Raw genomic sequence first — 26031 nt, 5'->3', positions numbered from 1 at the left:
GCCAGTGTTACTAGTAGCCAAGCTTGGCATTTTTCAAAATAGGCAGGGATTCTTTCGCCTTCTCAACCAGGGAAAGGTCAAGGTCAACCACCTCAACCGCAGGCTCCATACCGAGCTCCGCTACGGTCACGCCAAAGGGCGAAACCACCCGCGAAAAGCCCACCCCATAGGGGCCGGTAATGTCGGTATCGGGGCTCTGGAACTCAGAGGCCCGCGGGTCTGCCTGATCCACCGCAATCACAAAGGAATTGGAGTCAAGTGCGCGAGCGCTAGTCAACAACTGCCACTGGGCGAGCTTGCCCTCTCCCCCGGCCCAGGAGGCCGCCACCACCATCACCTGCGCCCCCGCCCGCGAAAGCTCGGCGTAGAGTTTGGGAAAGCGTACGTCATAGCAGGTGGTCAGCCCAAAAGTTACCCCGGCGATCTCGACGGTCACCGGCTCGCTGCCCTCTGCCACGCCCTCGGATTCCTGAAAGCCGAAAGCGTCATAGAGGTGAATCTTGGTGTAGACGGTCTGCTGCCCCTCGGGGGTAACCACCCGCAACTCGTTGGTGACTCGTGGCGCCTGCGGGTCGGTGTTTTCTTCGGGGGTGAAGCCGCCCGCCACCACGGTAATCTCGTGCTGGGCCGCCACGCGGGCCAGTCCCTCTTCCCAGCGGCGCTTGCCCGCAGCGGCGTCGTCGTGCAAACGCCCGCCGAAGGCCAGCATGGCCGCCTCGGGGAAAATAATGACGACGGCGCCCGCCTGCGCCGCGCGCTCAGCGGCGGATGAGACCTGCTTCAGGTTGGTCTCAAGATCCTTGGTAGAACTTATCTGGCCTAGAGCAACGCGCATAATCCCTGCCTTTCTCTGCTGCGGCGGGGTGGGCTAGAGGCCGGCTGCCGCCTTGAATGCCTTAACCATATCCTCAGCGCTGGTGCCCGAGTCAACGTTATCGAGCACCTTGCCCTCAACCGCAAAGCTGGGGGTACCCTTCACGCCCCAGTCAACGCCCTGCTTGTAGTCGCTCTCAACGGTTTTGAATACTTCATCGCTGTTGTAGTCGCTGGTGAACTGCTCAACGTCTAGGCCCAGTTCCTCAGCGTAGGGGCGGAAGTAGTCGGAGAAAACAACGTTTTCATCGGTTTCTTCGGCCCACTTCTCCTGGCCTTCAAAGACCTTGTGCGCCATTTCAAGGTGCTTGCCCTGCTTCTCAGCGGCCTGCACCGCCTGGGCAGAATGCACCGAGAACTGGTGCATGGGCAAGGGAAAATGCTTGACGGTCACATTCATCTGCCCCGCCAACATACCGGCGGCCTCTTCGTAGGCGGGCTCACCGCGCTTGCAGTAGGGGCACTGATAGTCTGTAAAGAGGGTCACGGTGGGCGCGCCCTCGCTCAGATCATTGAGGTGGTAGCCCTGATCATCGCGCAGGTTGGTTTCCTTGGCACCGGACTCCTCAGCGCTGTTATCTGAAGAGCTGTTTTCGGCGCTGCTCGAAGAGGATGAATCCTCCGAACCGCAGGCAACCAGCCCCAACACAGCCAGCGCAGCTGCCGAGCCAAACACACCGCGGCGACTCAGGCTACGAGCCAGCACAGAATCAAGAAGCGAATCAGACATGGTTTCCTCTCCGAAGTTTCCTCTTCACAGAAAAGCCCGCTGCGGGGCGCACTCTACTGACTCTAGCCTGACACGCTAGAGACAGGGTTTTTAGGCACGTGCCGTCAGATTACGTTTGGGGTGTGGCGACTCTAAGACTGAGCCTGCCTGTTATGTGGGGTTCGGTCTGGCCCGCGCCTTGGGGCGCTGACTGGCTAAAAACCCGAAAATTCTGGTATTGTTGCAACCGTTGCGCTCACGCGCAATTGTGCCTCCATAGCTCAGGGGTAGAGCATTTCCCTCGTAAAGAAAAGGTCGTCGGTTCAAATCCGACTGGGGGCTCTGAAAATAACGCCGCTACCGTTATCCGGTAGCGGCGTTTTTCTACCCGCCGGGGCGTCGTCCTAGCTACGCCACAGGCCGTAGGTCTTGGCCAGGTGCGAGACCTTCTTGGCGCGGGCAAGGCGGGGCAGGTAGGAACCGTCCTTGGGAATGGAATCGCCCTCAGCCTTATTCAGCAAATCGCGGGCCCACTGAATTTCCTCCTCGCTGGGGGCAAGCGCCAGGTTGATGGTATCAACCTGGGCAGGGTCAAGAGTCAGCTTGCCCGTCATACCCGCGTTGGAGGTAATTGCGCAGTCGGCGAAGAGCTCAGAACCGTGCTTACCCACCGAGGGGCCGTCGATGGGCCCGGGCAGCTCGCCGGCACGAGATGCCAGCACCAGCTGGGTGCGCACGTAGGCCAAAGACATGGGATCAGCGGCAATACCGGTGTCTTTGCGGAAATCGCCAATACCGAAAGCCAGGCGGAAAACCCCGGGAGCCTTAGCAATCTCGGGGGCATTCAAAATACCCACGGCCGACTCAATCAGCGCAATAATCGGAGTTCCCGGGGGCAGCATCATGGCGGTGCGGGTCACCATGTTGGGGTCTTCCACCTCAGCCAACATCACACCCCGCAGCCCCTTGGCTTTCGGCAGCTCCGCGACGTCCTTCTGCCAGTGCTCGGTCGCAAACTTATTAATACGCACCCAGGCTTCAACACCGTTGTTGAGCCAGTGCATCACCTTCTCGCGGCACTCGTCTTTCTGGGGCTCGGGAGTACCGTCTTCCAGGTCAATCAGAATCGAATCAGCTTCAGATTCCAGGGTTTCCTCAAGGCGCTGCTCATCGGCGGTGGCGGTCAAGAGCATCCAGGAACGGGAAAGACGAGCCGGCAGATTCGCGGCACGTTCATTGCGGTGAAATTGGACCACGGGGGACTCCTCACGGGTAACGGTTTAAACTCGCCTTTCAGTTTAGTTTGTGTCATGGCCACCCGCACCTGTTTACCAACCAGCGAACAGGCGAAACTTATGTGTTTCTGCTTGCTGTCAGCGTAGGGTGGTTGTATGAGAAAAATTCCTTTTGGCCCGGGCGCCCGCCCTGTTTCCCAGGTGATTTCGGGGCAGATGCGCATTGCCGATAAATCCGACTCCGAAATTCGTGCGCTCTACGACAGCGCCCGATCAGCCGGAATTGACTTCTTCGACCACGCCGATCTTTACGGCTTCAACTCCCCTGCCGCTGCCGGTGCCTACCACTACTGCGAGCAGCGCTTCGGTTCGGCCCTGGGCCTGTCTTCTGCTGACCGCGAGGAGATTCTTCTTCAGACCAAGACCTCCATTGTGATTGGTGAAACCACCTACTACGACTCCTCTTATGAGCACATTGTGGCCTCGGTTGACCGCTCGCTTGCTGCCCTGAAAACCGACTACCTCGACGTTCTTCTGCTGCACCGCCCCGATGCCCTGCTGGAGCCCGAAGAGGTAGCCCGTGCCTTTGACGCTTTGGAATCTGCGGGCAAGGTGCGCTCCTTCGGGGTTTCTAACTACACCCCGCGCCAGATTGAGCTACTGAAAACTGCGGTCACGCAGCCGCTGGTAGCTAACCAGATGCAGCTCTCCCTCACCCACGCGCCGGTGATTGCCCAGGGAATTAACGCCAATATTGCTGGGGCCTCGGACTCTGTTGTGCTGGACGGCGGCGGCCTGCTCGACCACGCCCGCTTAGCGGGTATCACCCTACAGGCCTGGTCGCCTTTCCAGGCAGGAGGCGAAGCAGGGCTGATTTTTGACAGGAACCGCTTCCCTTCCCTTAACACGCTCCTTGATTCCCTGGCCGCTCAGTACTCTGTTTCGCCCGAGGCCATTGCGGTTTCTTGGATTACCCGGCACCCGGCTGAGATTCAGGTGGTTCTGGGCACTACCTCCCCCGACCGCCTGAAATCGGCTGCCGCCGGCGCCGACATCCGCCTCACCCGCCCCGAATGGTACGCCCTCTTCAAGGCGGCGGGGCACAGGGTGCCGTAGGGGTCTCCCGCACCGCGCCGTCGTCCTCCCCCGCCTAGCCACCAGTACGTTACTTGTAACTCAGTTACAAACTGGTGGCTCGCCCGTCTATGCGGGGAGCACGTTCATAATATAGAGAGGGAAAAAGAAAACGTGTCACACACACCTCGTTAATACCAACATTCGCATCTTTAGGAGCCCTCTTGAAAAAGAAGAAGCTGGTAACAGCTCTGACGACAGCCGCAGTAGCGATCGGTTCTCTGGGCCTAGGAGCAGCACCTGCTAACGCTCAGGTCAACAGCGGTCAGTTCTACACCACCTCCCAGTACGGCGTTGCCTCCCAGTACCACGTGTACGCGAACAACATTGACTGGAACCAGAAAGTCGGAGTTGTCTTTTACTTCGACGGCGATTACTGGAACACCTCCCAGTCTAAGATTTACAACTACAACAACAGCGACCTCAAAGCGATGGCTGCCGAAGCCAATTCCCGCAACATGGTTTTCGTTCCGGTAGTTAGCCCCGATAAGAACGCAGGTGGTGACGGTATCACCTGGTGGGAGAACGCAGACTTTAACGGTAATTGGTTCCGAGCGTTTGCAAAAGACTTCATCGCATCGAAAGGTATCGACCGTTCAAACGTATGGACCGTTGGGTATTCAGGCGGTGCAGAATTTCAGACTTTTGAACTCGGTGCAGACCGTCAGTGGGAATGGCGGTCAGGTGGCGGCAATCTCATCATCGGTGGCGGTGGTTCCGATGGAATGCAGACCACCCCTGACAGCGCTACTCGCAATATGCCCTGGTACTGGTACGCAGGTACAGCGGACGGTAAGGGCGTTACGTGGCCTACAACCTGGTCGGCATTTGGAGCCGCTTACCAGGGAAACGGGGTCTACAAGAGGTCTGGATTCACCAATGCTCACGTTTATGAGCAGCAAGGTGTAGACCACTACCATTACAACTTTGCAGCTTATCTACGCGACTCCTTCAATCGTGCCGGGGTAGCCAAGAAGTCATCTACTGCATCTAGCGGCTTTTCTCTCGTGAACGGTATTCGTGCTTACTACTACTCGCACAACGGAGCTTCTGTCTACGGCGTGCCGACCTCCAATGAGTTCCCACTCCGTGACGGTGGTGTAGCGCAGAATTTCTCTCGGAACTCCTCAATCTACTGGACTCCTCAGTTCGGTACTCACGGCGTCCCCTTCTACATGGGTATTGGTGCAAAGTACAAGGCTGATGGCTACGAGAACCGATACGGTTTTCCGGCAACCGACGAGTACGCAGTTCGTTACGGTGGTGCAGCTCAGCAGTTCAATAAGTTGGACGGCAGCGGTCATCGCTTCTTCCTCTACTGGTCACCTTCAACCAGTACTCACTCCATTTACCGAAACGGTAGTATCGGACATCGATTTGAACAGAGCGGTTGGGAGGCGGGTCTGGGTTTCCCTGTGACTGACGAGCAGGGCTTCCGTGACGGCGCAAAGCAGGTATTCAAGAACACCCAGACAGGCTATACAACCGCTGCCTATTGGTCCCCTCAATACGGCACTCACACCTCAAACCAGAACGGTGCGATTCTTGCCAAGTGGGCAGCAGCGGGGGATTTCAATGGTTACGGTAAGCCCATCACTGACGAAGTGAAAACCGGTAGCGGTTACGTGCAGTACTTCGGTAGCAGAGGGTGGGAGACCGGAATTTACTACTCCAACTGGACTGGTACTCACGCTATTAACTCAAGAGATGGTATTTACTGGAGCTGGGTGAATAGCGGTTACACCGAAGGTGTTGGTTTCCCTGTAACCGACGAGCAAGCGCTGGGCAACAACGGCGCATCGGTAATGTTCAAGAAGGCGAACGGCGAGCGAACCCTCTACACCTGGAATAACGCTGAAGCTAAGGTTCACAAGATGAACGGTAACGGTGGAATTTACTGGAGGTGGGTCGCTGAGGGCGGTGCCAATAAGCTAGGCTACCCAACAAACGAAGAGCACGGCTACCAGGGTAAGACTCGACAGGATTTCTCCAACGGCAAGACTATCTTGTGGACTCCTCAAACTGGCGCTTACACCGTCGATACCTCGACTCTTTCCTAGGACGTGAACAGACAGGATTCTCTTAGGGGATTCTGCTTTGCAACACTAAGTGCTCTCTCCTTTTAAAAAAGGCTCTCTCGCTAGAGGTAGTGGGGAGGGCCTTGTTTTTATGCCCTTGGGGTATCTCGACATATAGTCGACTATAAGTATTCATAGAGAAAATGAGAGGGCTCGTTCCCGTCTATGCGGGGAGCACTGCGGCTTCATGTGCCTTCATGACAATATCTCGGGCTCATCCCCGTCTACGCGGGGAGCACCTTGCGCGTGGGTTCAATGATTTGGCGGAGCGGGGCTCATCCCCGTCTACGCGGGGAGCACTCCGTAGAGGGTTCCTTCTGCTTCGATTACGAAGGCTCATCCCCGTCTACGCGGGGAGCACAAAACTTGAGCCGGGCACGCTCACCCTGCCCCGGGCTCATCCCCGTCTACGCGGGGAGCACTCTTTCCCGCCCCGGGGGCAACACTAGTGCGCAGGCTCATCCCCGTCTACGCGGGGAGCACTTCTGGTGTGAAGACGATGCGGCAGGCTGAGACGGCTCATCCCCGTCTACGCGGGGAGCACTCAAAAGGATTCGCCACCTTCACTTCCTCAGGCGGCTCATCCCCGTCTACGCGGGGAGCACCTATCAGAAGGAAGCGGCTAAGGCACTGAACGAGGCTCATCCCCGTCTACGCGGGGAGCACTCAAGAATGGGTGTGCCCCCGGCACGCTCCCCCGGCTCATCCCCGTCTACGCGGGGAGCACGGTGAAAAAATTCCGTAGCGGTTCCCCCACCGAGGCTCATCCCCGTCTACGCGGGGAGCACGGGCCGTGGTTCCCATGCTTCAAGTTTGATTGAGGCTCATCCCCGTCTACGCGGGGAGCACGTATGCGGTCACGGTCTTTTCACTCTTTTTCTTGTGGCTCATCCCCGTCTACGCGGGGAGCACATCTGTGACGACCAGCCATGCCTTCTTGTCGTGGGCTCATCCCCGTCTACGCGGGGAGCACCGCGAAATTTGCGCAGGTCAGGCAGGACATGGAGGCTCATCCCCGTCTACGCGGGGAGCACACGCCGCCAACGCCCGCGGCCTCAAAACCCTCAGGCTCATCCCCGTCTACGCGGGGAGCACGTCGCGGTGCTTCTTACCGAGGTCGTAGGCTTCGGCTCATCCCCGTCTACGCGGGGAGCACGTCGCGGTGCTTCTTACCGAGGTCGTAGGCTTCGGCTCATCCCCGTCTACGCGGGGAGCACTAATCTGCTCACCCGGTGCCCATAGAAGCGAAAGGCTCATCCCCGTCTACGCGGGGAGCACAATCTGGGGTGAGGGCAGGCGCTTTGACGGCTGGGCTCATCCCCGTCTACGCGGGGAGCACTCGAGTCTAAGACTTGGGTTGAGACGTCGGGTGGGCTCATCCCCGTCTACGCGGGGAGCACGGCACCGAGGTGGAGAAGCGAATAGGGATACGGGGCTCATCCCCGTCTACGCGGGGAGCACCACACGGAGGATAGCTTCGCCGCCGCAATCTCCGGCTCATCCCCGTCTACGCGGGGAGCACACTTGCTGACATGCGGAAACTTCCAATCAACAAGCTAAACCTATTCGGTTTGCCAATAGCCCTGACTAAATTTTAGCTCATGTCGTTTCGAATCACTTGTAGGCCCAGTTCCTTCGAGTAACGAACAGTTTTACCAACCAGAACGCACTCAAAGTTCGCATCTAGAACTAAGGCGAGCTGCCCCTTCAGCAGGTAATGCTTTTGCCAGGATGAAAACTGGTTTCTCTCTAGCTCATCCAGTGCTTTATCGAAGGGGTTAGCAATAGCAGGTTTACCGTTATCAGCAAATTGATGAGGTAGCCGAATCGTTGATGCCGCCAAAGTATTCGCTAGTTTCCAGTCAGGTTTATCGGGACTGTCCCTATCAAAAGGCATCTGATCTGCATAATCGTCATGAAGCGGCCTGTAGGTTTGGTCGTCATCAGACTGAACCACAATTACCTCTAGCGTGTCATCGGTATCGCGAACCTTTGCTTCGGCTTTTAGCTCATCGCTATCTTTACCATCTAGCTGAGCGCCTTTAAAGAAGTCATACAGCATTTTTCCATTACGAGGGTTCATCGTATAACCCTCGGCTTTACGTCTGCTACTGCTCATCTTTCCGTCGTAGTCAGAACGTGCCGCTTGCCATTCTTCAATCCATGTTTCGGACAGGTCAGGCATACCGCTGTAGGCTCCCTGAACTAGCGCAGAAATATCTGCGGGAAGTTGCACATCTCGCCCTTCAAAGAAAGGCAGGAGCTGCGCATAACTAGAAAGAAGCAGCGCTTTATTGTAAATCAACTCAGCGACGTCAGGAAATACCGGCGCAGTATCAGAGCTACCCAATTCTTTAACTCCCCTGACATAGCAAACTGGCCTAGCAAACTGAGGCGGACGCTCACCATCTCGACCATGCCTGTGTAAACGCCCCACACGCTGCAATATCAAATCAACCGGTGCATGGTCAGTAACCATCACGTCAAAATCTATGTCCAAAGACTGTTCGATAACCTGGGTGCCCACCACGATGAACCGGTACGGCCGACCGTTTTTCCTGTTTGCCTTCTTCCCCAGTTTCTCAACCAGAATTTTCTCTTGAGCAACGCGGTCCAAAGCAATAAAACGCGAATGAACAAGCATCAACTCTTCAGCTAAGAAGAGACCCTGTAAGTGCGAATAAACCTCCTGAGCCCGACCCACGGTGTTGCAGATAACCGCAGCGCATCCCCCTCCTGTCTCAAGCGGAGCTAGCACCCGGTCTAGTTCAGCAAAGGAGTCGTCAATAATGCGAAGTGAAAGTTGGTTGTGTTCCTGAGGCTGTTCGATCTCCCATTTTTTCACCGCTCCCCCATCCGCGGAAACAGTATGAATAACGGGATACGAAAGATCTACCTCGGCGGAGCGTGGAGGCTCTGCCGGTTTCCTTTTATTTTTCGGACGGCGCCCCTTCGCTTTCACACGCCCTTCAGCATAGGCGCGCATTAGTTTTTGCCTTGCCTGGGCAGGCAAAGTTGCGGACATTAAGATAACCGGTGCCTGCATTTTCCCCAGCCACCTCAGGGCAGTCTCAAGATAAACATTCATGTATGCGTCGTAGGCATGAACCTCATCAATAACCACCACTTTTTCGCCCAGACCCAGGTGTCTGAGCATCACGTGGCGCGATGCCAAAGCCATCATCAGCACCTGGTCAACGGTACCCACAACAAAGTTTGAGAGCACACCTTTTTTCTTAGAAAACCACTGGTGGGCGATCACGTTAGCTTTAACCTTTTCTTCGCCGCTGTAAGGCTCAAAGGTTTGAACTTTCGCGAACCGCTTTCGGTTATATTTTTCATTTAGCTGGTTCTTAGAATGCGCCAAAAACATTGATACAACTTCACTGCTACTAGCCGCATTTTGTGCCCACTGATCGATACGGTCAAAAAGGGCGTTAGCCGTTGCCTGAGTAGGGGCTGCAAACATCATGCCGTTTTTGCCCGCATTATGGGCAAGAATCTCAGCAGCTACCAGTCCGGCTTCGGTTTTTCCCTGGCCCATAGGCGCCTCAATACAAACGAGCCCGCCGTGGGCAAGTGAGCACGCGGCGTCCACCGCTACCTTCTGCATGGGATGCAGGACGACGCCGCTCCCCCAGCCGAATCTCGTGCGGTAGATTTCTTCGGCGGTGAGGTCGGTAAAATCTTCCGGCTGCCAGGGGCGGCTTAGACTAAGGGTTTCAAAGCCGGCTTGAACTCTAGCCTGCTGGTCTTTCGACTCTTCATAGGGGAAGAACTCTGGGTTAGAGGCTATCCAGTCAGACATAATGGTGAGACCGGTGAGAAAGAATTGAACTTCAGGAGTAAGCCCCTTGCCCGCTACTAATTTTTGCAAGGCATCGGCGGCCCCCGTTTCATGTGTGATAAAGGTAAGAAGCTCGTCCCAGGCATCTGCCCAATTCTGCTGATCTGGCCACTGAAAAACTCGGTCGAGTAGCTGCTCGTCTCTACGGCCACGATTGGGGGTTTCCGCATACTCAGCAGGCATACCGTGGTGGGCCCCACTCACCTGAGCTATGCTCCATACTGCCGCATCTTCCTCAACCTGGTACTGCTCCATGAGCCACCTGAAGATAATACTTTGACTGTACTGAGAATGGGGGCACCGCCCCTGAACGGTGGTGAGGTCCGCTGGAAAAATATAACCGCAATCTTCGATTCTTTGGCGATAGACAAGCAAGTCTTGGTTTGCCCAAGCATCCAGCTGCCCTGCGAACTCCGGGGTTGCCTTACCGATATCGTGGGTGCCAACTACCCATGCGACAAAGGCTTCGGTTTCGCTTTCCGATAGATTGAGAGTGCTAGAAATAAGAGCTTTGCTCCCCTGCGATATCCAGTTTCGCCAGAGATATTGGGCAACCTGGGCACTATCCACCATGTGCTGGGCCAGGCTCATCCCCTGAGCTGGGGTTTCCTCATCTCCTGTTTTAGCCCAAAATGACTGAACCTGTTGCGAAAGATTATTTTGAGGATTATCCACCGTACCCATAGCTCCTTTGCGTGATGAGTCTCTTCTATACGATCCGCCGCTTATTTCGGTAGTCTACGAAGCGAGGAAAGGGAGAACAATGACTGCGCAGCTCAACGAAAACCAGATGCTCTCTGAGACAAATTTTACTGAAGCTCTTGACGAGGTATTAGACCAGCTCGAGGAAGTTAACAAGGCCCTTGCTTTCCAATGATTCTCTACCTGTCCGCAGGCTGGCTCAGAAACAACACCCTGCCCCTATAAGAGCTGGCACTCATGCTTTTCCATAGTTGACCTCGGTAGCTTAGGCTAGAAGAAGCGCTGCACGAGCGGCGATGAGCCTTTGTGGATTTTGCTCTTTCCTAAAGGTTGATTCATAATACTCGCGAAGACGAGAAGCTCTCTCTCTCTTCTTCAAAGCCTATATTTATTGAACTTGTGAATTTTTCTTTTAAGGGTATTGATTTTGGTGCTTCAGGCGCGTATCTTCTTGCTATAAGAACAGTGTGCAGACTGGGTAAGACAAAATAAGCCATTTTCTGCTCCATTACTGAAAATCAACGAAGATTTTGAGAGGGAGACCTGATGAACAGCGCCGAGAGGCCACCGAGTTTTAGCCTCGTAGATCAGCCCTGGATTAGAGTTCAGTATCTCGATGGAGACGTCAAAGAAGTATCTCTCATCGGCTTCTTTGAGAACGCCTACCGCATCAAACGGCTGGCCCATGAGGATGCGATTATTGATATAGCAGTTTTTGCAATGCTAGAGGCATGTTTTATCCGAGGCTTTCTCAGGTATCTGGATAGTAGCGAAGACGCCGAGGCGTTTTTTGACGACGAGGGTCAAGTTGATATCCAGGCTTGGCTCAAGCATGCGCTTCAACCGAATGACAGCAACCTGCAGCCTGTTCTTGACTACCTCAACGACCCTGAAATTAAACCTCGGTTCGACCTTTTCCATCCGGAACACCCCTTTATGCAGGTAGCCGACCTGCACACTAAGCAAGGCAAGCACTCTGAGGCATCGAGGATTATCTTCGACTCTGAGTCCAACCACTTTTCCATCCGCGCAGCCGAAGGTAAGAACTCCCTGACCTTCGCCGATGCGGCCCGGCGCCTCATCACCGCTCACGCCTACGACTACTCGGGCATTAAATCCGGCGCTATTGGTGACCCACGAGTTAAAGGTGGAAAGGGCTACCCCATTGGCACCGGCTGGCACGGGGCTACCGGCAAGGTGATCCTGCACGGACAAAACATGGCTGAGACCCTGTTGCTGAACTTCCCCTTCACGGAGGTCTTCGCAACGGGCTTGGATGAAGAGGGCTACTCCGAATTTATTAATATCAATACCGACCTGCCCGTGTGGGAACGCACCCCAGTAGACGGCGCCGCCCAGCGGCAGCCCGCAGAGGAAACCGTTCAGCCCACCGGTGTCTGCGACATCCTCACCTGGCAGTCCCGCCGCATCAGACTATTTCCTAACGCAGACTCTGTCACCGGCGTTCTAGTCTCTAACGGCGACAAGGTTTCAGATAAGTTCATCGATGGCACTAACCTCTTTGACCCCTGGACCAGCTACCGCTATAGCAAGAACCAGTCCAAGGGCAAAACAGATATTTGGATGCCCCTGCAACATGCACAGGAGCGGACTCTCTGGAAGGGCATCGACGCTCTGCTCGCCCAGTCATCTGCTCCCGGAGGCCAAGATAAAAAGCCCATTAAGCCCAGAACATTCGACGGTCTAAGATACTTCCCCCGTTCGAAGCAGGTAAAAGTTCAGCTGGTAGGGGTTGTCTACGGCACCCAGAACGCCGTCATTGAAACAACGATTGATGAGTCCCTACCCATTGAGCTGGCTCTTCTCACCGAAGAGTTTGCCGAACACAAAGCGGTCATCACCGAAAACGCTGAAAAAGCCGTTGAGGCATCGGTTCGTCTGGGTAGCCTCGCCGGCCAGCTTCTGGTGGCAGCAGGTAAAGAATACGTTTTCCAGGCAGACCCCACCGAATCAGCCCTGCACCGGCTCGAGGGCGAGTTTAGGGAGTGGCTAGCAACTATCTCCCACGAAAGTCATCCCGAAGAACTGAAGCGTAGCTGGCATGTGCAGGCCCAGAAGTTCCTCAAGAGAGAGGCTGAGCGGCTGATTGAAGCGGCTCCTCCCAAAGTCCATATCGGCACTCTCAAAGAGGACAACGGAAAAACTGTGCTGACCAATGCCGCTACAGCTTACCGTTTCTACGCAAAAATCTTGAAGGACACCTTTCCCCTCGCCTACCCCACCACCCGAAAGGAGAACCCCGATGAGCACGAGTAACAGCGCCGTTACCGGCCTCGAAGACTTTGTTGCACACAAAATTCATCGACTCTACGCCTCGTACCAAGCAGGGAATTCATCAGCGCGAAAGCAACTCAGCGACCTTAGACGCGCCGTGGGCCAAAACCCCGCCAAGAATCCCCTCGCTTGGCAGTATGTGATTAGCCCCGAAGAAGATGAGGCCTTCCCCGAAGATACAAAATACCGGCAACAGGATCAGCCCACCAGTAAAGAACTGGCTGCTTATTCTGCGCTGGCTCTCTACGCGGTACATCAGCACTCTGAACAGCGCAAAATGCACGCCGCTGGCCACTATTTCGGCACAGCCGTGGGGCAGCTGGTGAGCCGCGGGACGCCGTCCATCAAACGCCGCTTCGACTCGCTAATGCAGGCCCGAACCTTTGAGGGAATCATGTACCATGCCCGCACCCTGGTGCAACTTCTCAAGCAGCAGGAAATTCCTTTTGACTACGGAAAATTTGCAGCGGATCTCGCTAAGCTGCAAAATCCCAAGACAAAAGCTCAGGTTATCACCCGTTGGAGCCGAGATTTTACCTACGGCTTCTCATACCAACCCAAAAACACAGACGAAAACTAGCTTCAAAGGAGAACTATAATGAGCACCTTCATCGACATTCACGCGCTACAGACCCTGCCCCCTTCTAACATCAACCGTGATGACACCGGCGCCCCCAAGACAGCCACCTTTGGCGGCGTACCCCGCCAGCGGGTCTCTTCGCAGGCCTGGAAGTCTTCAATCCGACAGGATTTTTCAGAAAGTCTAGACTCCTCCCAGCTGGGTCTGCGCACCAAGCGTGTGGCTGAAAAAGTCGTCAAACAGATTGAGCAGCTTTCTGAGGGCTACGACAAAGAAAAAGCGCTCTCCGAGGTTGCCGCAGCTTTTAAGACAGTGGGAATTTCTCTGGCAGAACCCAAAAAGAAGAAGAACGAGGAAGAAGATTCGACCTTAGAATCTGGCTACCTGCTTCTGCTCAGCAACCAGCAGATTAACCGCCTGGCCCAGGCAATCGTTGAAGCCAATGGTGAAAAGCTCAAAAAGGCAGACGTTGCAAAAATCCTTGATACCCAGCACAGTGCAGATATCGCCCTGTTCGGCCGTATGCTCGCCGATGCTCCTGACTTCAACGTCGATGCCTCTTGCCAGGTAGCCCACGCCCTGGGAGTGCACGAGTCAGAGCCCGAATTCGACTATTACACCGCAGTCGATGATGTGGTGAAAGAGGCTGAAGAATCGGGTGCCGGCATGATCGGTACTGTGGAAATGATGTCCTCTACCCTCTACCGCTACGCTAATATCAACCTCAACGGTCTGGTCAAGAATCTTGACGATTCTGAGGCAGCTGTTGCTGTAGCGGTTCAGTTCATCAAGAGCTTTATCACCGCCATGCCCACCGGCAAGCAGAACAGCTTTGCCAACCGAACTCTGCCCGAGGCTGTAGTGGTCTCCCTCCGCGATGACCGCCCCGTTTCCTACGTCAACGCTTTCGAAACCCCCGTCAAGGAATCCGCTGAACACGGTCGTCGCTACGAAGCAGCCAAAGCTCTCGCTGCTGAGGCTCAGGAACTTTCAGAAACCTATGGCATGGAACCCGTCAAAAGCTACGTTCTCGCCGTGGGCGACCTCAAGACTGCCCTCGAGGGCCTGGGCGAGGAAACTAACCTCAAGGTCCTTCTTGAATCCCTCTCCACCGATCTCTCTAAGGTTTTGGCGAACTAATGTACTCCCTGCTTCTCAAATTCAAGGCACCGTTACAGGCTTGGGGAGCTGATAGCCGCTTTAAAACTCGCGCTACCAACAATGAGCCCACTAAGTCAGGGGTTATTGGCATGGTAGCGGCGGCTCTAGGCCGGGGTAGAGATGAGTCTGTAGACGATATAGCAGAGCTTAGGTTCGCTGTTCGCACGGACTATCCAGGAACATTAGAGAGAGACTATCAAACCGCCCGCAACTGGTTTGATCCCCGCGAAAAGAACTCACAGCTGAGCAACCGCTACTATCTTGCAGACGCGGTTTTTCTCGTCGCTCTTTCCTCCCCCGATAAAGCCCTGCTCGAAGAGGTTGAAGCCGCCCTGCGGCGTCCTTACTACCCTCTGTATTTAGGACGACGGTCCTGCCCCGCCAACGCCGACCTCGTGCTTGGTATCGAGGCGGGCGACGGCGAAGAGAGGCTTCGCGCCGCTGAGTGGCATGCTCCCGAATGGGTGCAGAAGCAGCTTCCTCAGCTGGTTTCTCTACCTATCTCTCGAGATGCCGAGCCAGGAGAGCCCTCTGATACTTTGCGAGATACGCCGGTGAGCTTTAACCCTGAGTATCGTCAGTATGCTCTGCGGTCCGTCTTTCGAGCCGAGCCCCTAGAAGTTCAGAACCCGCTGGGGCAAGCGCTAGAAAATGACGACTACATGCAGGAGGTGCGTGAGGCATGAGTTACTTCTCAAGAATTCTTCTCAACCCCCAGCGGCGTGAAGCACGCAAACTCATTGCAAGCCCCCAGGCTATGCACGCCGCGGTGCTAGCAGCCTTTCCCCCGCGCGAAGAAGCTGGCTCCGATAGCCGAGTTCTTTGGCGGTTAGACCGCCAGGGGCACGGGTTTGTGCTCTACGTGCAGAGCCCCGAGCAACCGGATTTGCGACATCTTCAGGAGGCCGCTGGCTGGGAGACTCAGCCGGCTGAAACCGTCCACCTGGGCAGGCTCTTGCAGAAACTAGAAAATGGTCAGCAGTGGGCCTTCCGCTACACGGGTAACCCTGTAAAATCCCTGCCTGTAGAAAGCGGGAAACGCGGGCGCGTGGTTCCCCACGTTACGGTAGAACAGCAGATCGGCTGGCTGATTCATAAAGCTCCACAGTGGGGTTTTCGAATAGCTACAGACCCAGAGCTAGAGACTCCCCTGGTGAATGTGGGTGAACGCCTGGACCAAAAGTTCTCGCGCAAGAACCCCCATGATGAAGGACGCCGCGGTACGGTTACTCTACGCCAGGTTCAGTTCACCGGAGTCTTGGAGATTACCGACTCTGAGCTTTTTAAAGAGTCGGTGCTTAAGGGTATGGGCAAGGGCAAGGCCTACGGCTGCGGCTTGCTCACCCTGCGAAATAACTCGTAGTTAGCCCCGGGGCAGAAGCATGTACCGGCCTCTGCCCCGGAGTTTTCCCCATCGTTTCAAAGGCGAGACACATGATTGGCGCTACCCCACCCACGTCACAGGAGCTCACCCGGAGCTCAGAGAGACTTTCATTTATCTACGTTGAGCACAGCGTAATACACCGCGAAGATAGCGCGATTACTGCCACCGATACCCAGGGCACCGTGCATATACCGGCGGCTTCGCTGGGTGCCCTGATGCTGGGGCCGGGCACGCGAGTAACCCACCATGCCATGATGCTACTCGCTGAATGCGGGGCTACTGCCGTATGGGTTGGCGAGCGCGGAGTACGCTATTACGCCCACGGCTCTTCGCTGGCCAAAACCGCTCGGTTACTTCAGGTGCAGGCTGACAAAGTCAGCAACGTGCGCAAGCGGCTGGAGGTAGCGCGGGAGATGTATAACATGCGTTTCCCCGATGAAGATGTTTCGGAGCTGACCATGCAACAGCTTCGTGGCGAAGAAGGGGCTAGGGTTCGCAGAATCTATCGTGAGCATTCAGAACGAACTGGAGTTGCCTGGAATTCTCTAAAATACGACCCCAATAATTTCGATGGTTCAGATCCCATTAATAAAGCTCTCTCGGCTGCTCACGCCTGCCTGTACGGGGTGGTGCACGCGGTAGTGGTTTCTTTGGGTTGTTCGCCCGGGCTAGGCTTCGTGCACACGGGCCATTCCCGAGCTTTTATCTACGATATTGCGGACCTTTATAAAGCCGAAATTACGATTCCAGCTTCTTTCGAGGTGGTAGCTGAAAGCACTGAGGATATTGGGCCACGAACTCGGCGCGCCGTTCGAGAGAAGATTAAAGACGGCAAGATACTGCAACAGTGCGCGCGGGATATCCAGAAGCTACTTATACCTGATCAAATTGAGGAAAACGAGTGGTACGCGGAGGTACTTTCGCTGTGGGGCGAGAATGGAGAGCTTCTTCAGGGCGGGCAGAACTACGGCGGTGAAAGCGCATGATTGTGGTTGTGCTTTCAAACTGCCCGCCGGCTCTTCGCGGGGATTTAACGCGCTGGTTGCTGGAGATTAGCTCCGGGGTCTACGTTGGGAAAGTGAGTGCCCGGATTAGGGAGCACCTGTGGGAACGAATCACCGCTTCGGTGCAGTCGGGGCGAGCCCTGATGGTCTTCTCGGCTAATAACGAGCAGGGCCTAGATTTCAAGGTTCACCGCCACCAGTGGGAAACCGTTGATTTTGACGGAGTGACCCTGATGCGCCGTCCCACGGCTGAAAGCAAGAAACCAACCTTCGTGAAGAAAGGTTGGTCAAATGCAAGTAAGTACAGGATGGGACGACGCCGCTCCTCCTAACTCCCCTACTTCAGCACCTTCGCCACGCCGTCATTCATCTGTACCACGTGGTCTACGGAGTCGGTCATGGTGAGGTCGTGGGTGACCATCACGGTGGCTACGCCGAACTCGCCGGTGACATCGGCCAGCAGGGAGACAATCGAGGCTGAGCGCTCGGCGTCTAGGGCTGAGGTGGGTTCGTCTGCCAGAAGCAGCGAGGGCGAGCCCATGAGTGCCCGGGCGATGTTGACCCGCTGCCGCTGGCCGCCGGAGAGCTGGTGGGCGCGGCGGTCAGCTGCCGCGGAAAGACCTACCATATCGAGCAGGTCATCTGCCCGGGAGCGGGCTGCCCGCAGGGCCTTACCCCGGGCACCGTTCATGTGCGCCACCAGCACCAGCTGCTCCCGGGCGGTCAGCGAAGGCAGCAGGTTGGGCTGCTGGAAAATAATGCCAATTTTCTCTGCCCTCAGCTGCGCCCGCTCGCGGTCGGAAAGGGAGCCGACCGAGGCGCCGTCCAACAGCACGGTTCCGGCGGTGGGCTTCACCAGGGTCGCGGCCACCCACAGCAACGACGACTTACCGGAGCCCGAAGCGCCCACAATCGCCGTCATCTCCCCGGCAGAGGCAGAGAAGCTCACCGAGTCCAGCGCCTTAAGAGTGGCGGGGTTACCGGCGGAATCAACGCCGTCAGGATATTCGAGGGTGATTTCTTGTAATTTCAAAACTTCCCGCGAAGCAGAAGAAACAGAAGATTCAGAAGCGTGAGCGAGCAGGGTCATTAGTTACCTCCCAGGGCAATCATGGGGTCAATTTTGGTTACGCGGGCTGTGGCGATGAAGGAGCCAAGAATACCGAGCACCCAGATACCCAGCGCCGGGCCCGCCACGGTGGCGAGCGAGAGAGTAAAGGGCACGGTTCCGGCAGCCAGAGCGCCCAGACCCCAGCCGATGAGTAGACCGCCTGCGGCGCCGATGAGCAGAACGATTGCCGCCTGCACCAGGGCATCACGCAGCAGGTAGCCGGTGGAGCCGCCCAGGGCCCGCATCACTGCCAGGTCGCGGGTGCGCTGAATAGTCCAGACGGTCAAGAAAGAAAAAGTCACCAGCGCCGAAATTCCGTAGAGAAAACCCTGCATTGCCTTCAGCGAGCCCTGCTCGGACTTGTAGGCGGGCAGCCCGGCGAAGGAGTCGCCGGTGCTGGTGGCGATGGTGTGGGTTTCATCGGCCAGGGACTGCAGGACGTCGTCGCTCGCCGCCGGTGCCGCAACGGCCAGAACGGTGCCGAGTGCGGTGGAGGGCTGGTGGGCCACCTGCTGCCAACCAGCAGTGTTTGCCCAAATCACGGGCTGGTGGGAGTAGTAGGTATCTTCAACCACACCACCCACGGTGAAGTCGATTCCCGAAACCGAGACCTTATCGCCGGGGGCTACCCCCGCCTCTTCTGCCACGGTTTCACCGATCACCAGGGTGTTCTCGGCAAGCTCTTCAGAACCGGCCTTGGCAGGCCCCACCGAGTCAGCCATGAGGGAAGAATCGGCGGGAATACCGATCAGCGCGGCGCTGGCCGAGCTCGCGCCGTCCACCTTAGTCTGGGCAAAGCCCACCGGGGTGGCAGAATCAACAGAGTCAGAACCAGCCCAGGCAGCCTGGTCTTCAGCCGTGACCGCAGAAGAGGTAAAAGAAACCTCGGGCTCGCCGGAGCCGCTGGCGGCAAACACAAATCGGTCAGCCTTAAAAGATTCAAGGGCAGCGGTGTTCTGCTTGCCCAGTCCGCCGGTGAGGCCGGTGAGCATCACCAGCAGCAGGGTCAAAAGCCCCACCACCGACGCAATCAAAACAAAGCGGCCTTTGGCAAAGAAAATATCTCTGATTCCCAGAAACACGGTGCGCCCTTTCGTCTCAGCAAGATGTGATATTTCAATTCTTCCGGGGCAGGCGAAAATGCACATCGCGCATAGGGTTGAACCTGAATCAACCAAAAGGTTGATGCCCTCTATCAACCGCTCTGGCAAGATAAGTCGGCGGTGCTAGTCTTGAGAGCAGTGCCGCGGTGAAGCGTTAGGAAGGGGCAGAGGGTGCGTACCGAGGAGTCCTCAGTTCTACAGGTGCTGCGTATTAGCCTGCACGTGATGTTTGCGTTTCTGCTGGTCACCGGCTGTGTGTTAGCGCTGCGCGATGGGTCTGCCCCCGCCGTGCTCATCTGCCTGGTTCTTCTGCTCGGGGCGGTCTATCTCTGCGGCACGGTTCTAGAAAACCGCTTCGCCCACGGTGCATTCGGGGGCTCACCCGGCGCTAATCTGGCGGCCTCTAAACCGCGCCTGGCCTATCTCTGGTTGGTTCTTATTGTGGGGCTCTGGGCGGTTCTTTTCCTTCAGCATCTGAGCTTTACCTGGCTCATGTTCCCGATTGTATTCCTTCTGCTGCATTTATTGCCCCCTGCGCTGGGGCTGGTAGCGGTACTGACCCTGACCCTCTTTTCCATCGGTTGGCCGATTGTTGCTCCCCAACATGATTTTTCTCCGGGAACGGTGATTGGCCCGGTCATGGGCACCCTGCTGGCGGTGGTCATCTCCTTCGCCTACCGGAGTCTCTATGCCGATTCGCTCATGCACCAGCGCACCGCCGAGAAGCTGCGCGCGACCCGGGCCGAGCTTGCCCTGCGCGAGCATGAATCGGGCCGTATCGAGGAGCGCGAGCGTCTGGCCCGCGAAATTCATGACACCCTGGCGCAGGGGCTTTCGTCGATTGTGCTGATTTCGCGGGCAACGGCCCAGAGCCTGAGCACCGGAGAAAACGACAAGGCCGCCGAGCAGGTGCAGGTGATTAACCGGGTTGCTTCAGAGAACCTCGCCGAGGCGCGGAGGTTTATTCGCGACCTGTCGTCGCCACAGCTCACCAATTCTCTAGCGCCTGCCCTAAAGCGGCTCTGCGAGACCACCGAGGAACAGGAGGCCGCCCGCGGCCACCGGCTCGAGTGTATTTTCCGCCCCGACGGCGACGCCGATTCTAGCCAGCTTGCCCCCGAAATTCAGGAAACCCTCATGCGCATTGCCCAGGGCGCTCTGGCGAACGTGACCGCCCACGCCCGCGCCCAGCGCGCGGTGGTCACGCTGGGGGTCTGGGAGCACAGCGTGACCCTCGATATTTATGACGACGGCCGCGGTTTTAGTCCCAGTCTCATTTCGGCGGAGAAGCCCGGCGGAGAAAGCGGTTTTGGCTTTACTTCCCTGCGCAGGAGGGCTGAGCAGATGGGTGGGGAACTGAGCATTGACTCGGCTCCGGGTGAGGGTACCGTGGTGTCTGTGAGCCTGCCCCGCCCGGCTCTCGTGAAGGAGGAATCGTGACTATTTCGCTGCTGTTAGTGGATGACCACCCGATTGTGCGCGCTGGCCTACGCGCCGTTTTTGATGCTTTTGACGATATGCAGGTGGTGGCTGAGGCCGGGGACGGCGCCGAGGCCCTTGAGATCCTTCGCGGCCTCACCGAGGCAGGAAAGCCGCCGCACGCCGTCATTATGGATATTCAGATGAAGCCCATGAACGGCATTGACGCAACGCGGGAAATCACGCGCGCCGGTGGGCCGCCGGTGCTGGTGCTCACCACCTTTGATACCCGGAGCGACATTGTGGCTGCGGTGCAGGCGGGGGCGCTGGGCTACCTGCTCAAGGATGCCCCGCCCGAAGAAGTGCGGCAGGCAGTCAAGGCAACGGTGGCGGGGCAGCGTACCCTCTCCCCCGATATCACCGCGGCCCTGCTGGACCACATGCGTGAGCCCACCCCGGTGCTGAGCCCCCGCGAGGTTGAACTCTTGCAAGCGCTGGCAACCGGCGCCACCAACAAGCAGCTGGCGGAACAGCTCTTTATCTCTCAGGCAACGGTCAAAACCCACCTGGTACACATCTATTCCAAGCTGGGGGTCGATAACCGTACCTCAGCCCTTGCTAGGGCACGGGAGCTGGGCCTGATTTAGTTATGGACAGTTAGGGGGCCTCACGGCGTTCGAGGTTGACAGCATCGGGATCTTCGGTTGCCACGGAAGCAGTAGAATCTCTGTTGGCTGCCGCCATCTCGCTCTTGGTGTTAGCGGAGGCAAAGTGGCGGTCTTTCCAGGCCAGGGCGGGAACCTCCACCACCTTCCACAGAAGAATTCCGGTAGCCAGGCCAATGGCAACCAGCACCAATACCAGCACAGGCTTGGGCAGAAAGTGCAGGTGGGGTTCAAGTAGCTTGTAGAGCACATCGTGCACCAGGTAAATCGAGTAGCTGGAGAGGCCCAGCACCTGCAGGAACCTCCACTGCAAAATGCTCATCACCAGGTTGCCCAGACCCTGGCGGCTAGCCACCTGCCCCCAGAGCACCATCAGGGCAGCCGCCACTGCCTGCAGGGTATAGCGCAGGGTCTCGCGGAAGAGTTCATCGCGGTAGACCAGGGAAAACAGGTACATTGCCACCGCAAGAATCATCACCCAGTCACGGCCCAGCATCGGCACCGTACGCTCCTGCAGCTGGTGGGCATAGCGTCGTCCAGCCAAAGGCTTACCCAGCACGCTCTCCGACGAACGGTGGGTAAAGAACCAGACCGCCACCAGGGTGCCCACCGCGATTGCCTCAACGCGGGTGTCGGTGCCGAAGTAGATTCGGTCTGTGCTGGCGCCATCTAAGAAGAGGAAGAAACGCGCCAGCATCGAGTAGACAATAGCCACCACAGCAATGCCCACCACAATCTTCAGGTAGTGGCGGGACTTCACCGCAAAGAGCCAAATCAGGGCAAAGACCAGGTAGAACTGCTCTTCAATCGAGAGCGACCAGGTCACATGGGTACCGGGTAGCACCGAAATCTGGGAATCCAGGTAGCGCCAGTTGATAAAGAAGAAAATCTGCCCCAGGAAATCCAGCACGTCAATGGACCCACCCAGCGCCATATAAATCAGGGTGGGAACAATAACCACCAGCGCCAGCGGCGGCACAATCTTAATCAGGCGGCGAAGATAGAAGCCGAAAATATCAAAACCGCCGGTTTTCTCCCGCTCCCGCAGCAGCAAAAAGGTGATGATAAAACCTGAAATTACAAAAAAGATCGTTACGCCGGAGCCACCGGGCACAAAAGTTAGACCGGCGTGGGCAAAGACCACCAGGAGCACGGCAAATGCTCGCAAGGCGTCGATGTGAGCGTAGCGATTCATGAATTCCCCAAAGCAAATTATTGCAAACAGGCGCGCGAGAGCCTGAAAATTTCCCTGAAACCTTGAATCTACCACTGCCGGGGCCGTGAATCGGGGAGGGTTTTGTCCACACTTATTTTGAGGCGCCGCTCACCGGACGGCGCTAGTCGGCCAGTGCTGCGGGTTCGGCTGCGGCGCGCTGCGCCTGCGCCAGGACTGCCTCGGCGGCATCTATATGCTCGATGACCGTCTGCACGCGCCTACTCACCGCCAGCTTGCGGTTGCACTCTAGCCGGCAGTTACCGGCACAGCGGGTCATGGCAAGCGCCTCAGCACACAGCGCCACCGCATTGCCCGCCCGCGACAGGCTGCGGTTGAGGTCAGAGTAATAGCCCTTGGGTGAATAGGGAATATCGGTGCCCTCGCTGGGAGCCAGAATCTGCGCCTGCACCGCCACGGAGCGCACCCGGGGCAGCAAATCAGCCAGGGCATTGGCCTCGGGGATGAGCAGCTCGAAAGTTTCGTCGCGGGGTAGCTTCTCTAAAATCTGGTGAAAGCGATCAAGACCGCGGTTAAAACGATCATGCGACCGCCGCCAGATGCCCTGCCCCAGCTCGGCGTCGTCCTTACGCCCCTGCAAAAAATCTCGCAGACCCACGGCACGCTCCTTCGTTGTCAGCTACCCTATACCTTTCTTAGGTTACCCTAAATTCTTTTGCTGACACACTGTCACCCACCGGTGACTAGCAGCAGCGGGATCCGGGATTTTTCTCCATGCGGTCGGTATAGTCCCGCCAGAACTCGCGCTCGGTCATGGGAGCGTGCGTACAGCCGGTGGCGCGGTGGTGCGCCAGGTACTTCTCGTACTTGTCGCCGCCGAGAACGCCGTTGGCGAACCAGGTGAACTTGGAGAAAGCATCTTTGACGGTATCGAGAACCGGGGTGCTCATGAGTGCCTCCTAGGTTAGGCCTTTCTTTAATCCTACTGCGACGGTACGCCTCTCGGGCGAGTGCGCCTGTCGGGTTGGTGCGCTCGCGGTGCTAGCTATTCTGCCCCCCCCCGCAGGCGACGGCAGCTGGCAGCACTCCCTCTCGCGGGATCGCTTCACTCTCACCGCGATTCACGCCAGCCCCGATGCCAGCTGCCAGCCGCCGCCACCTGCGGGGAGTGAGCTCGACGCAGAGAACAGCCGCCGCAGGAGCTCTCCCCCGCGGCGGCCGTCGTCCTAGTGGCCGTGGCCCGCCGAACCCGAGATAGCCTCGGGATGCTTGGCGTAGTAGGCCCTCCATTCCTTTTCGAGTTCCTTCTCCGACCGGGTCTCAATCATGCCGGCGGGGGCATAAATCTTTGACTCGATGTAGGGATTCTCGTTGGATTCCTTTTCGTGGCCCTTGGCGGCCCGAATAACTTCGATAATTGCCATGAGCACCACGATTAGGGTCAGCACCACGAACACAATCGAGAGGGTTCCCTGCACGAAGGTGTTGCGCACTACCGCATCGATTGCCTCGGGGGTGGCTGCGGCCTTGAAGCTTTCAGCGCCCGATGCCTGGGCCTCTTTGTAGAGGTTGTGGTTGGCCCAGTAACCCACGGCGGGGTTGGAGCTGAAGATCTTCTGCCAGGAGCCCACCACGGTAACCAGCAGGTCGAAGGCCAGCGGCAGGGCGATAATCCAGAGGTACTTGAACTTGCGCTTGTTAGCCGCAATTGCCAGGCAGACCGCCAGGGCAACCGCTGCCAGAAGCTGGTTGGCGATACCGAAGAGCGGGTAGAAGGTGTTGATACCGCCCAGCGGATCGGTCACACCCAGAAGCAGGATTCCGCCCCAGCCTGCCACCATTACTGCGGTGGTAATCCAGGCACCTACGCGCCAGTTGTGGTCGCGGAACTTGGGGAAGAAGTTGCCCAGGGTGTCGGAGAGCATGAAGCGGGCCACGCGGGTACCGGCGTCCACCGCGGTGAGGATGAAGAGGGCCTCGAACATAATGGCAAAGTGGTACCAGAAGCTCATCAAATCCAGCGAGGGCATCATGTTGTGCATAATGCCCGCCATACCCACAGCCAGGGTGGGGGCGCCACCGGAGCGGGAGACAATAGACTGCTCACCCACGTGGTTTGCGGTTTCGGTCAGCAGGTCGGGGGTGAGGTGCACCCCGGTCAGGCCCAGCGAGTTCACGAAAGCGACGGCGCCCTCAACGGTTCCCTGGGTTGCACCGGTTCCGGCGTTCATGGCGAAGTAGATGCCACGGTCAACGGTAATAGCGGCAACCAGTGCCATGATGGCGACGAAAGACTCCATGAGCATGCCACCGTAGCCGATGAAGCGAACCTGGCGCTCCTTCTCAACCATCTTGGGGGTGGTACCCGAAGCGATGAGCGCGTGGAAGCCCGAGAGCGCACCGCAAGCGATGGTCACAAAGAGGAAGGGGAAGAGGGAGCCTGCCCAGACGGGGCCGTCGGAGCGGGAAGCAAACTCGGAGAAGGCAGGAACCGAGATTTCGGGGCGAACCACCACAATACCCACTGCCAGCAGCACGATGGTGCCCACCTTCATAAAGGTGGAGAGGTAGTCACGGGGAGCCAGTAGCAGCCACACGGGAAGAATCGCTGCAATGAAGCCGTAGATAATCACGGCCCAGGCGAGGGTTACGCGGTCGAGGGTCAGGTATTCGACACCCCAGGAGGTCTCTGCAACCCAACCACCAGCAATAATGGCAGCCATGAGCAGCACAAAACCGATGATGGATACCTCGCCCACCTTACCGGGGCGAATGTAGCGCAGGTAAATGCCCATAAACAGCGCAATCGGAATGGTCATACCCACCGAGAAAACACCCCAGGGGGATTCGCCCAGAGCGTTGACAACCACCAGCGCCAGAATAGCGGTAATGATGATCATAATCGCCAGAGTTGCCAGAATAGCGGCGTAACCACCCACGGTACCCAGTTCTTCCTTAGCCATCTGGCCCAGGGAACGGCCGCCGCGGCGCATGGAGAAGAAGAGCACCAGGTAGTCCTGGACGGCGCCGGCGAAGATCACGCCCACGATAATCCAGATGGTGCCGGGCAGGTAGCCCATCTGGGCTGCGAGCACGGGGCCAACCAGGGGGCCTGCACCGGCGATTGCCGCAAAGTGGTGGCCGTAGAGCACGCGGCGGTCGGTTGCCGCGTAGTCCTTACCGTCGGCGTCATACTCGGCAGGAGTTGCGCGGCGGTCGTCGGGCTGGGTGAGCTTGGCTTCGATAAAGCGGGAGTAGAAGCGGTAGCCGATGAGGTAGGAGCAGACCGCGGCAAAAACAAACCAGATGCCGTTAACGGTCTCGCCACGCACAAGGGCGACCATCCACCAGGAGACTCCGCCCAGTAGGGCGATTGCTACCCAGATAGCGATTTTCTTGGGAGTCCATCGTTCGTGCTCACGGTCGAGAACCTCGGGGTCAACGTAGGCGGCGGGCCGCTCCCGATCGAGCACATCAGTTGAACCATGCTGAGAGTAAGATTCACTCATGATGCATCCTTACAGACAACGAAAAATATGAATGTGTCATATAAAACA

The 26031-nt window shown here is 57.2% G+C and carries 21 protein-coding genes, 1 tRNA gene and 1 CRISPR repeat array; of the genes, 12 read left to right on the top strand and 10 right to left on the bottom strand.

Features of this window, described 5'->3' with window-relative positions:
* Positions 1 to 10: 10 nt before the first annotated feature.
* Both IEV00_RS08990 and IEV00_RS08985 read right to left on the bottom strand, forming a co-directional pair.
* On the bottom strand, positions 11 to 835 hold the full coding sequence (locus IEV00_RS08990; RefSeq protein WP_188360025.1) for a nitrilase-related carbon-nitrogen hydrolase: 825 nt from the start codon (positions 833 to 835) through the stop codon (positions 11 to 13).
* Between the two features lie 33 nt (positions 836 to 868).
* Entirely contained in the window at positions 869 to 1603 is a 735-nt protein-coding gene (locus IEV00_RS08985; RefSeq protein ID WP_188360024.1) for a DsbA family protein, read from the bottom strand.
* Between the two features lie 249 nt (positions 1604 to 1852).
* On the opposite strand from IEV00_RS08985, the gene IEV00_RS08980 reads away from it, so the two are divergent.
* Positions 1853 to 1924: transfer RNA gene (locus IEV00_RS08980), tRNA-Thr, on the top strand.
* 62 nt (positions 1925 to 1986) lie between these two features.
* On the opposite strand, the gene IEV00_RS08975 is transcribed toward IEV00_RS08980, so the two are convergent.
* The gene (locus IEV00_RS08975) at positions 1987 to 2838 is read right to left on the bottom strand and encodes an HpcH/HpaI aldolase/citrate lyase family protein (RefSeq protein WP_229723159.1); all 852 of its coding nucleotides are present in this window, start codon (positions 2836 to 2838) and stop codon (positions 1987 to 1989) included.
* 135 nt (positions 2839 to 2973) lie between these two features.
* On the opposite strand from IEV00_RS08975, the gene IEV00_RS08970 reads away from it, so the two are divergent.
* Positions 2974 to 3933, top strand: a complete 960-nt coding sequence (locus IEV00_RS08970) for an aldo/keto reductase (RefSeq protein ID WP_188360023.1) — start codon at positions 2974 to 2976, stop codon at positions 3931 to 3933.
* 182 nt (positions 3934 to 4115) lie between these two features.
* Positions 4116 to 6011, top strand: coding sequence for a hypothetical protein (locus tag IEV00_RS08965; protein ID WP_188360022.1), 1896 nt, complete (start codon positions 4116 to 4118; stop codon positions 6009 to 6011).
* 168 nt (positions 6012 to 6179) lie between these two features.
* Positions 6180 to 7551: direct repeats of the CRISPR family, unit length 28 nt; unit sequence GGCTCATCCCCGTCTACGCGGGGAGCAC.
* 72 nt (positions 7552 to 7623) lie between these two features.
* Here IEV00_RS08965 and cas3 read toward each other — a convergent pair.
* Positions 7624 to 10560, bottom strand: a complete 2937-nt coding sequence (gene cas3 / locus IEV00_RS08960) for a CRISPR-associated helicase Cas3' (RefSeq protein WP_188360021.1) — start codon at positions 10558 to 10560, stop codon at positions 7624 to 7626.
* A 564-nt stretch (positions 10561 to 11124) separates the two neighbouring features.
* Here cas3 and casA point away from each other — a divergent pair.
* The 7 genes from casA (at position 11125) to cas2e (ending at position 17334) form a co-directional block, all read left to right on the top strand.
* Positions 11125 to 12855, top strand: coding sequence for a type I-E CRISPR-associated protein Cse1/CasA (casA, locus tag IEV00_RS08955; RefSeq protein WP_188360020.1), 1731 nt, complete (start codon positions 11125 to 11127; stop codon positions 12853 to 12855).
* Positions 12842 to 13453: a type I-E CRISPR-associated protein Cse2/CasB gene (casB, locus tag IEV00_RS08950; RefSeq protein ID WP_188360019.1), complete on the top strand. Its 612-nt coding sequence runs from the start codon at positions 12842 to 12844 to the stop codon at positions 13451 to 13453. Before casA ends, casB begins: the two co-directional genes overlap by 14 nt.
* An 18-nt stretch (positions 13454 to 13471) precedes the next feature.
* Positions 13472 to 14593 carry a type I-E CRISPR-associated protein Cas7/Cse4/CasC gene (gene cas7e / locus IEV00_RS08945; protein ID WP_188360018.1) on the top strand — a complete coding sequence of 374 codons (1122 nt, stop codon included), beginning with the start codon at positions 13472 to 13474 and terminating at the stop codon, positions 14591 to 14593.
* Positions 14593 to 15300: a type I-E CRISPR-associated protein Cas5/CasD gene (gene cas5e, locus IEV00_RS08940; protein ID WP_188360017.1), complete on the top strand. Its 708-nt coding sequence runs from the start codon at positions 14593 to 14595 to the stop codon at positions 15298 to 15300. Before cas7e ends, cas5e begins: the two co-directional genes overlap by 1 nt.
* Positions 15297 to 15977, top strand: a complete 681-nt coding sequence (gene cas6e / locus IEV00_RS08935; protein WP_188360016.1) for a type I-E CRISPR-associated protein Cas6/Cse3/CasE — start codon at positions 15297 to 15299, stop codon at positions 15975 to 15977. The genes cas5e and cas6e overlap by 4 nt, the downstream gene beginning before the upstream one ends.
* Positions 15978 to 16048: 71 nt before the next feature.
* Complete coding sequence (gene cas1e, locus IEV00_RS08930) at positions 16049 to 16984, top strand: type I-E CRISPR-associated endonuclease Cas1e (RefSeq protein WP_188360015.1); 936 nt, start codon at positions 16049 to 16051, stop codon at positions 16982 to 16984.
* On the top strand, positions 16981 to 17334 hold the full coding sequence (gene cas2e, locus IEV00_RS08925) for a type I-E CRISPR-associated endoribonuclease Cas2e (RefSeq protein WP_188360014.1): 354 nt from the start codon (positions 16981 to 16983) through the stop codon (positions 17332 to 17334). The genes cas1e and cas2e overlap by 4 nt, the downstream gene beginning before the upstream one ends.
* Before the next feature lie 5 nt (positions 17335 to 17339).
* Here the strand turns inward: cas2e and IEV00_RS08920 are convergent, their stop codons facing one another.
* Together IEV00_RS08920 and IEV00_RS08915 are read right to left on the bottom strand one after the other, a co-directional pair.
* Complete coding sequence (locus IEV00_RS08920) at positions 17340 to 18092, bottom strand: ABC transporter ATP-binding protein (protein WP_188360013.1); 753 nt, start codon at positions 18090 to 18092, stop codon at positions 17340 to 17342.
* Positions 18092 to 19195 (bottom strand): ABC transporter permease, encoded by a 1104-nt coding sequence (locus tag IEV00_RS08915; protein ID WP_188360012.1) that lies wholly within the window; start codon positions 19193 to 19195, stop codon positions 18092 to 18094. Before IEV00_RS08915 ends, IEV00_RS08920 begins: the two co-directional genes overlap by 1 nt.
* A gap of 192 nt (positions 19196 to 19387) precedes the next feature.
* On the opposite strand from IEV00_RS08915, the gene IEV00_RS08910 reads away from it, so the two are divergent.
* A complete protein-coding gene (locus tag IEV00_RS08910; RefSeq protein ID WP_188360011.1) occupies positions 19388 to 20656 on the top strand; it encodes a sensor histidine kinase in 1269 nt (422 codons plus the stop codon).
* Positions 20650 to 21282 carry a response regulator gene (locus IEV00_RS08905; RefSeq protein ID WP_229723172.1) on the top strand — a complete coding sequence of 211 codons (633 nt, stop codon included), beginning with the start codon at positions 20650 to 20652 and terminating at the stop codon, positions 21280 to 21282. The genes IEV00_RS08910 and IEV00_RS08905 overlap by 7 nt, the downstream gene beginning before the upstream one ends.
* Before the next feature lie 10 nt (positions 21283 to 21292).
* Here IEV00_RS08905 and IEV00_RS08900 read toward each other — a convergent pair whose 3' ends face one another.
* The 4 genes from IEV00_RS08900 to IEV00_RS08885 form a co-directional block, all read right to left on the bottom strand.
* The gene (locus tag IEV00_RS08900; protein ID WP_188360009.1) at positions 21293 to 22495 is read right to left on the bottom strand and encodes an acyltransferase family protein; all 1203 of its coding nucleotides are present in this window, start codon (positions 22493 to 22495) and stop codon (positions 21293 to 21295) included.
* 142 nt (positions 22496 to 22637) lie between these two features.
* On the bottom strand, positions 22638 to 23132 hold the full coding sequence (locus IEV00_RS08895; RefSeq protein ID WP_188360008.1) for a dehydrogenase: 495 nt from the start codon (positions 23130 to 23132) through the stop codon (positions 22638 to 22640).
* 85 nt (positions 23133 to 23217) lie between these two features.
* The gene (locus tag IEV00_RS08890) at positions 23218 to 23424 is read right to left on the bottom strand and encodes a YbdD/YjiX family protein (RefSeq protein WP_188360007.1); all 207 of its coding nucleotides are present in this window, start codon (positions 23422 to 23424) and stop codon (positions 23218 to 23220) included.
* A gap of 276 nt (positions 23425 to 23700) precedes the next feature.
* Positions 23701 to 25983, bottom strand: coding sequence for a carbon starvation CstA family protein (locus IEV00_RS08885; protein WP_188360006.1), 2283 nt, complete (start codon positions 25981 to 25983; stop codon positions 23701 to 23703).
* Between the last annotated feature and the right edge of the window lie 48 nt (positions 25984 to 26031).

Source organism: Rothia aerolata, assembly GCF_014635585.1.
GTDB classification, from domain to species: domain Bacteria; phylum Actinomycetota; class Actinomycetes; order Actinomycetales; family Micrococcaceae; genus Rothia; species Rothia aerolata.
Note: the sequence above shows the minus strand (reverse complement) of the source record. Positions and strands in the feature narration are given on the sequence as shown.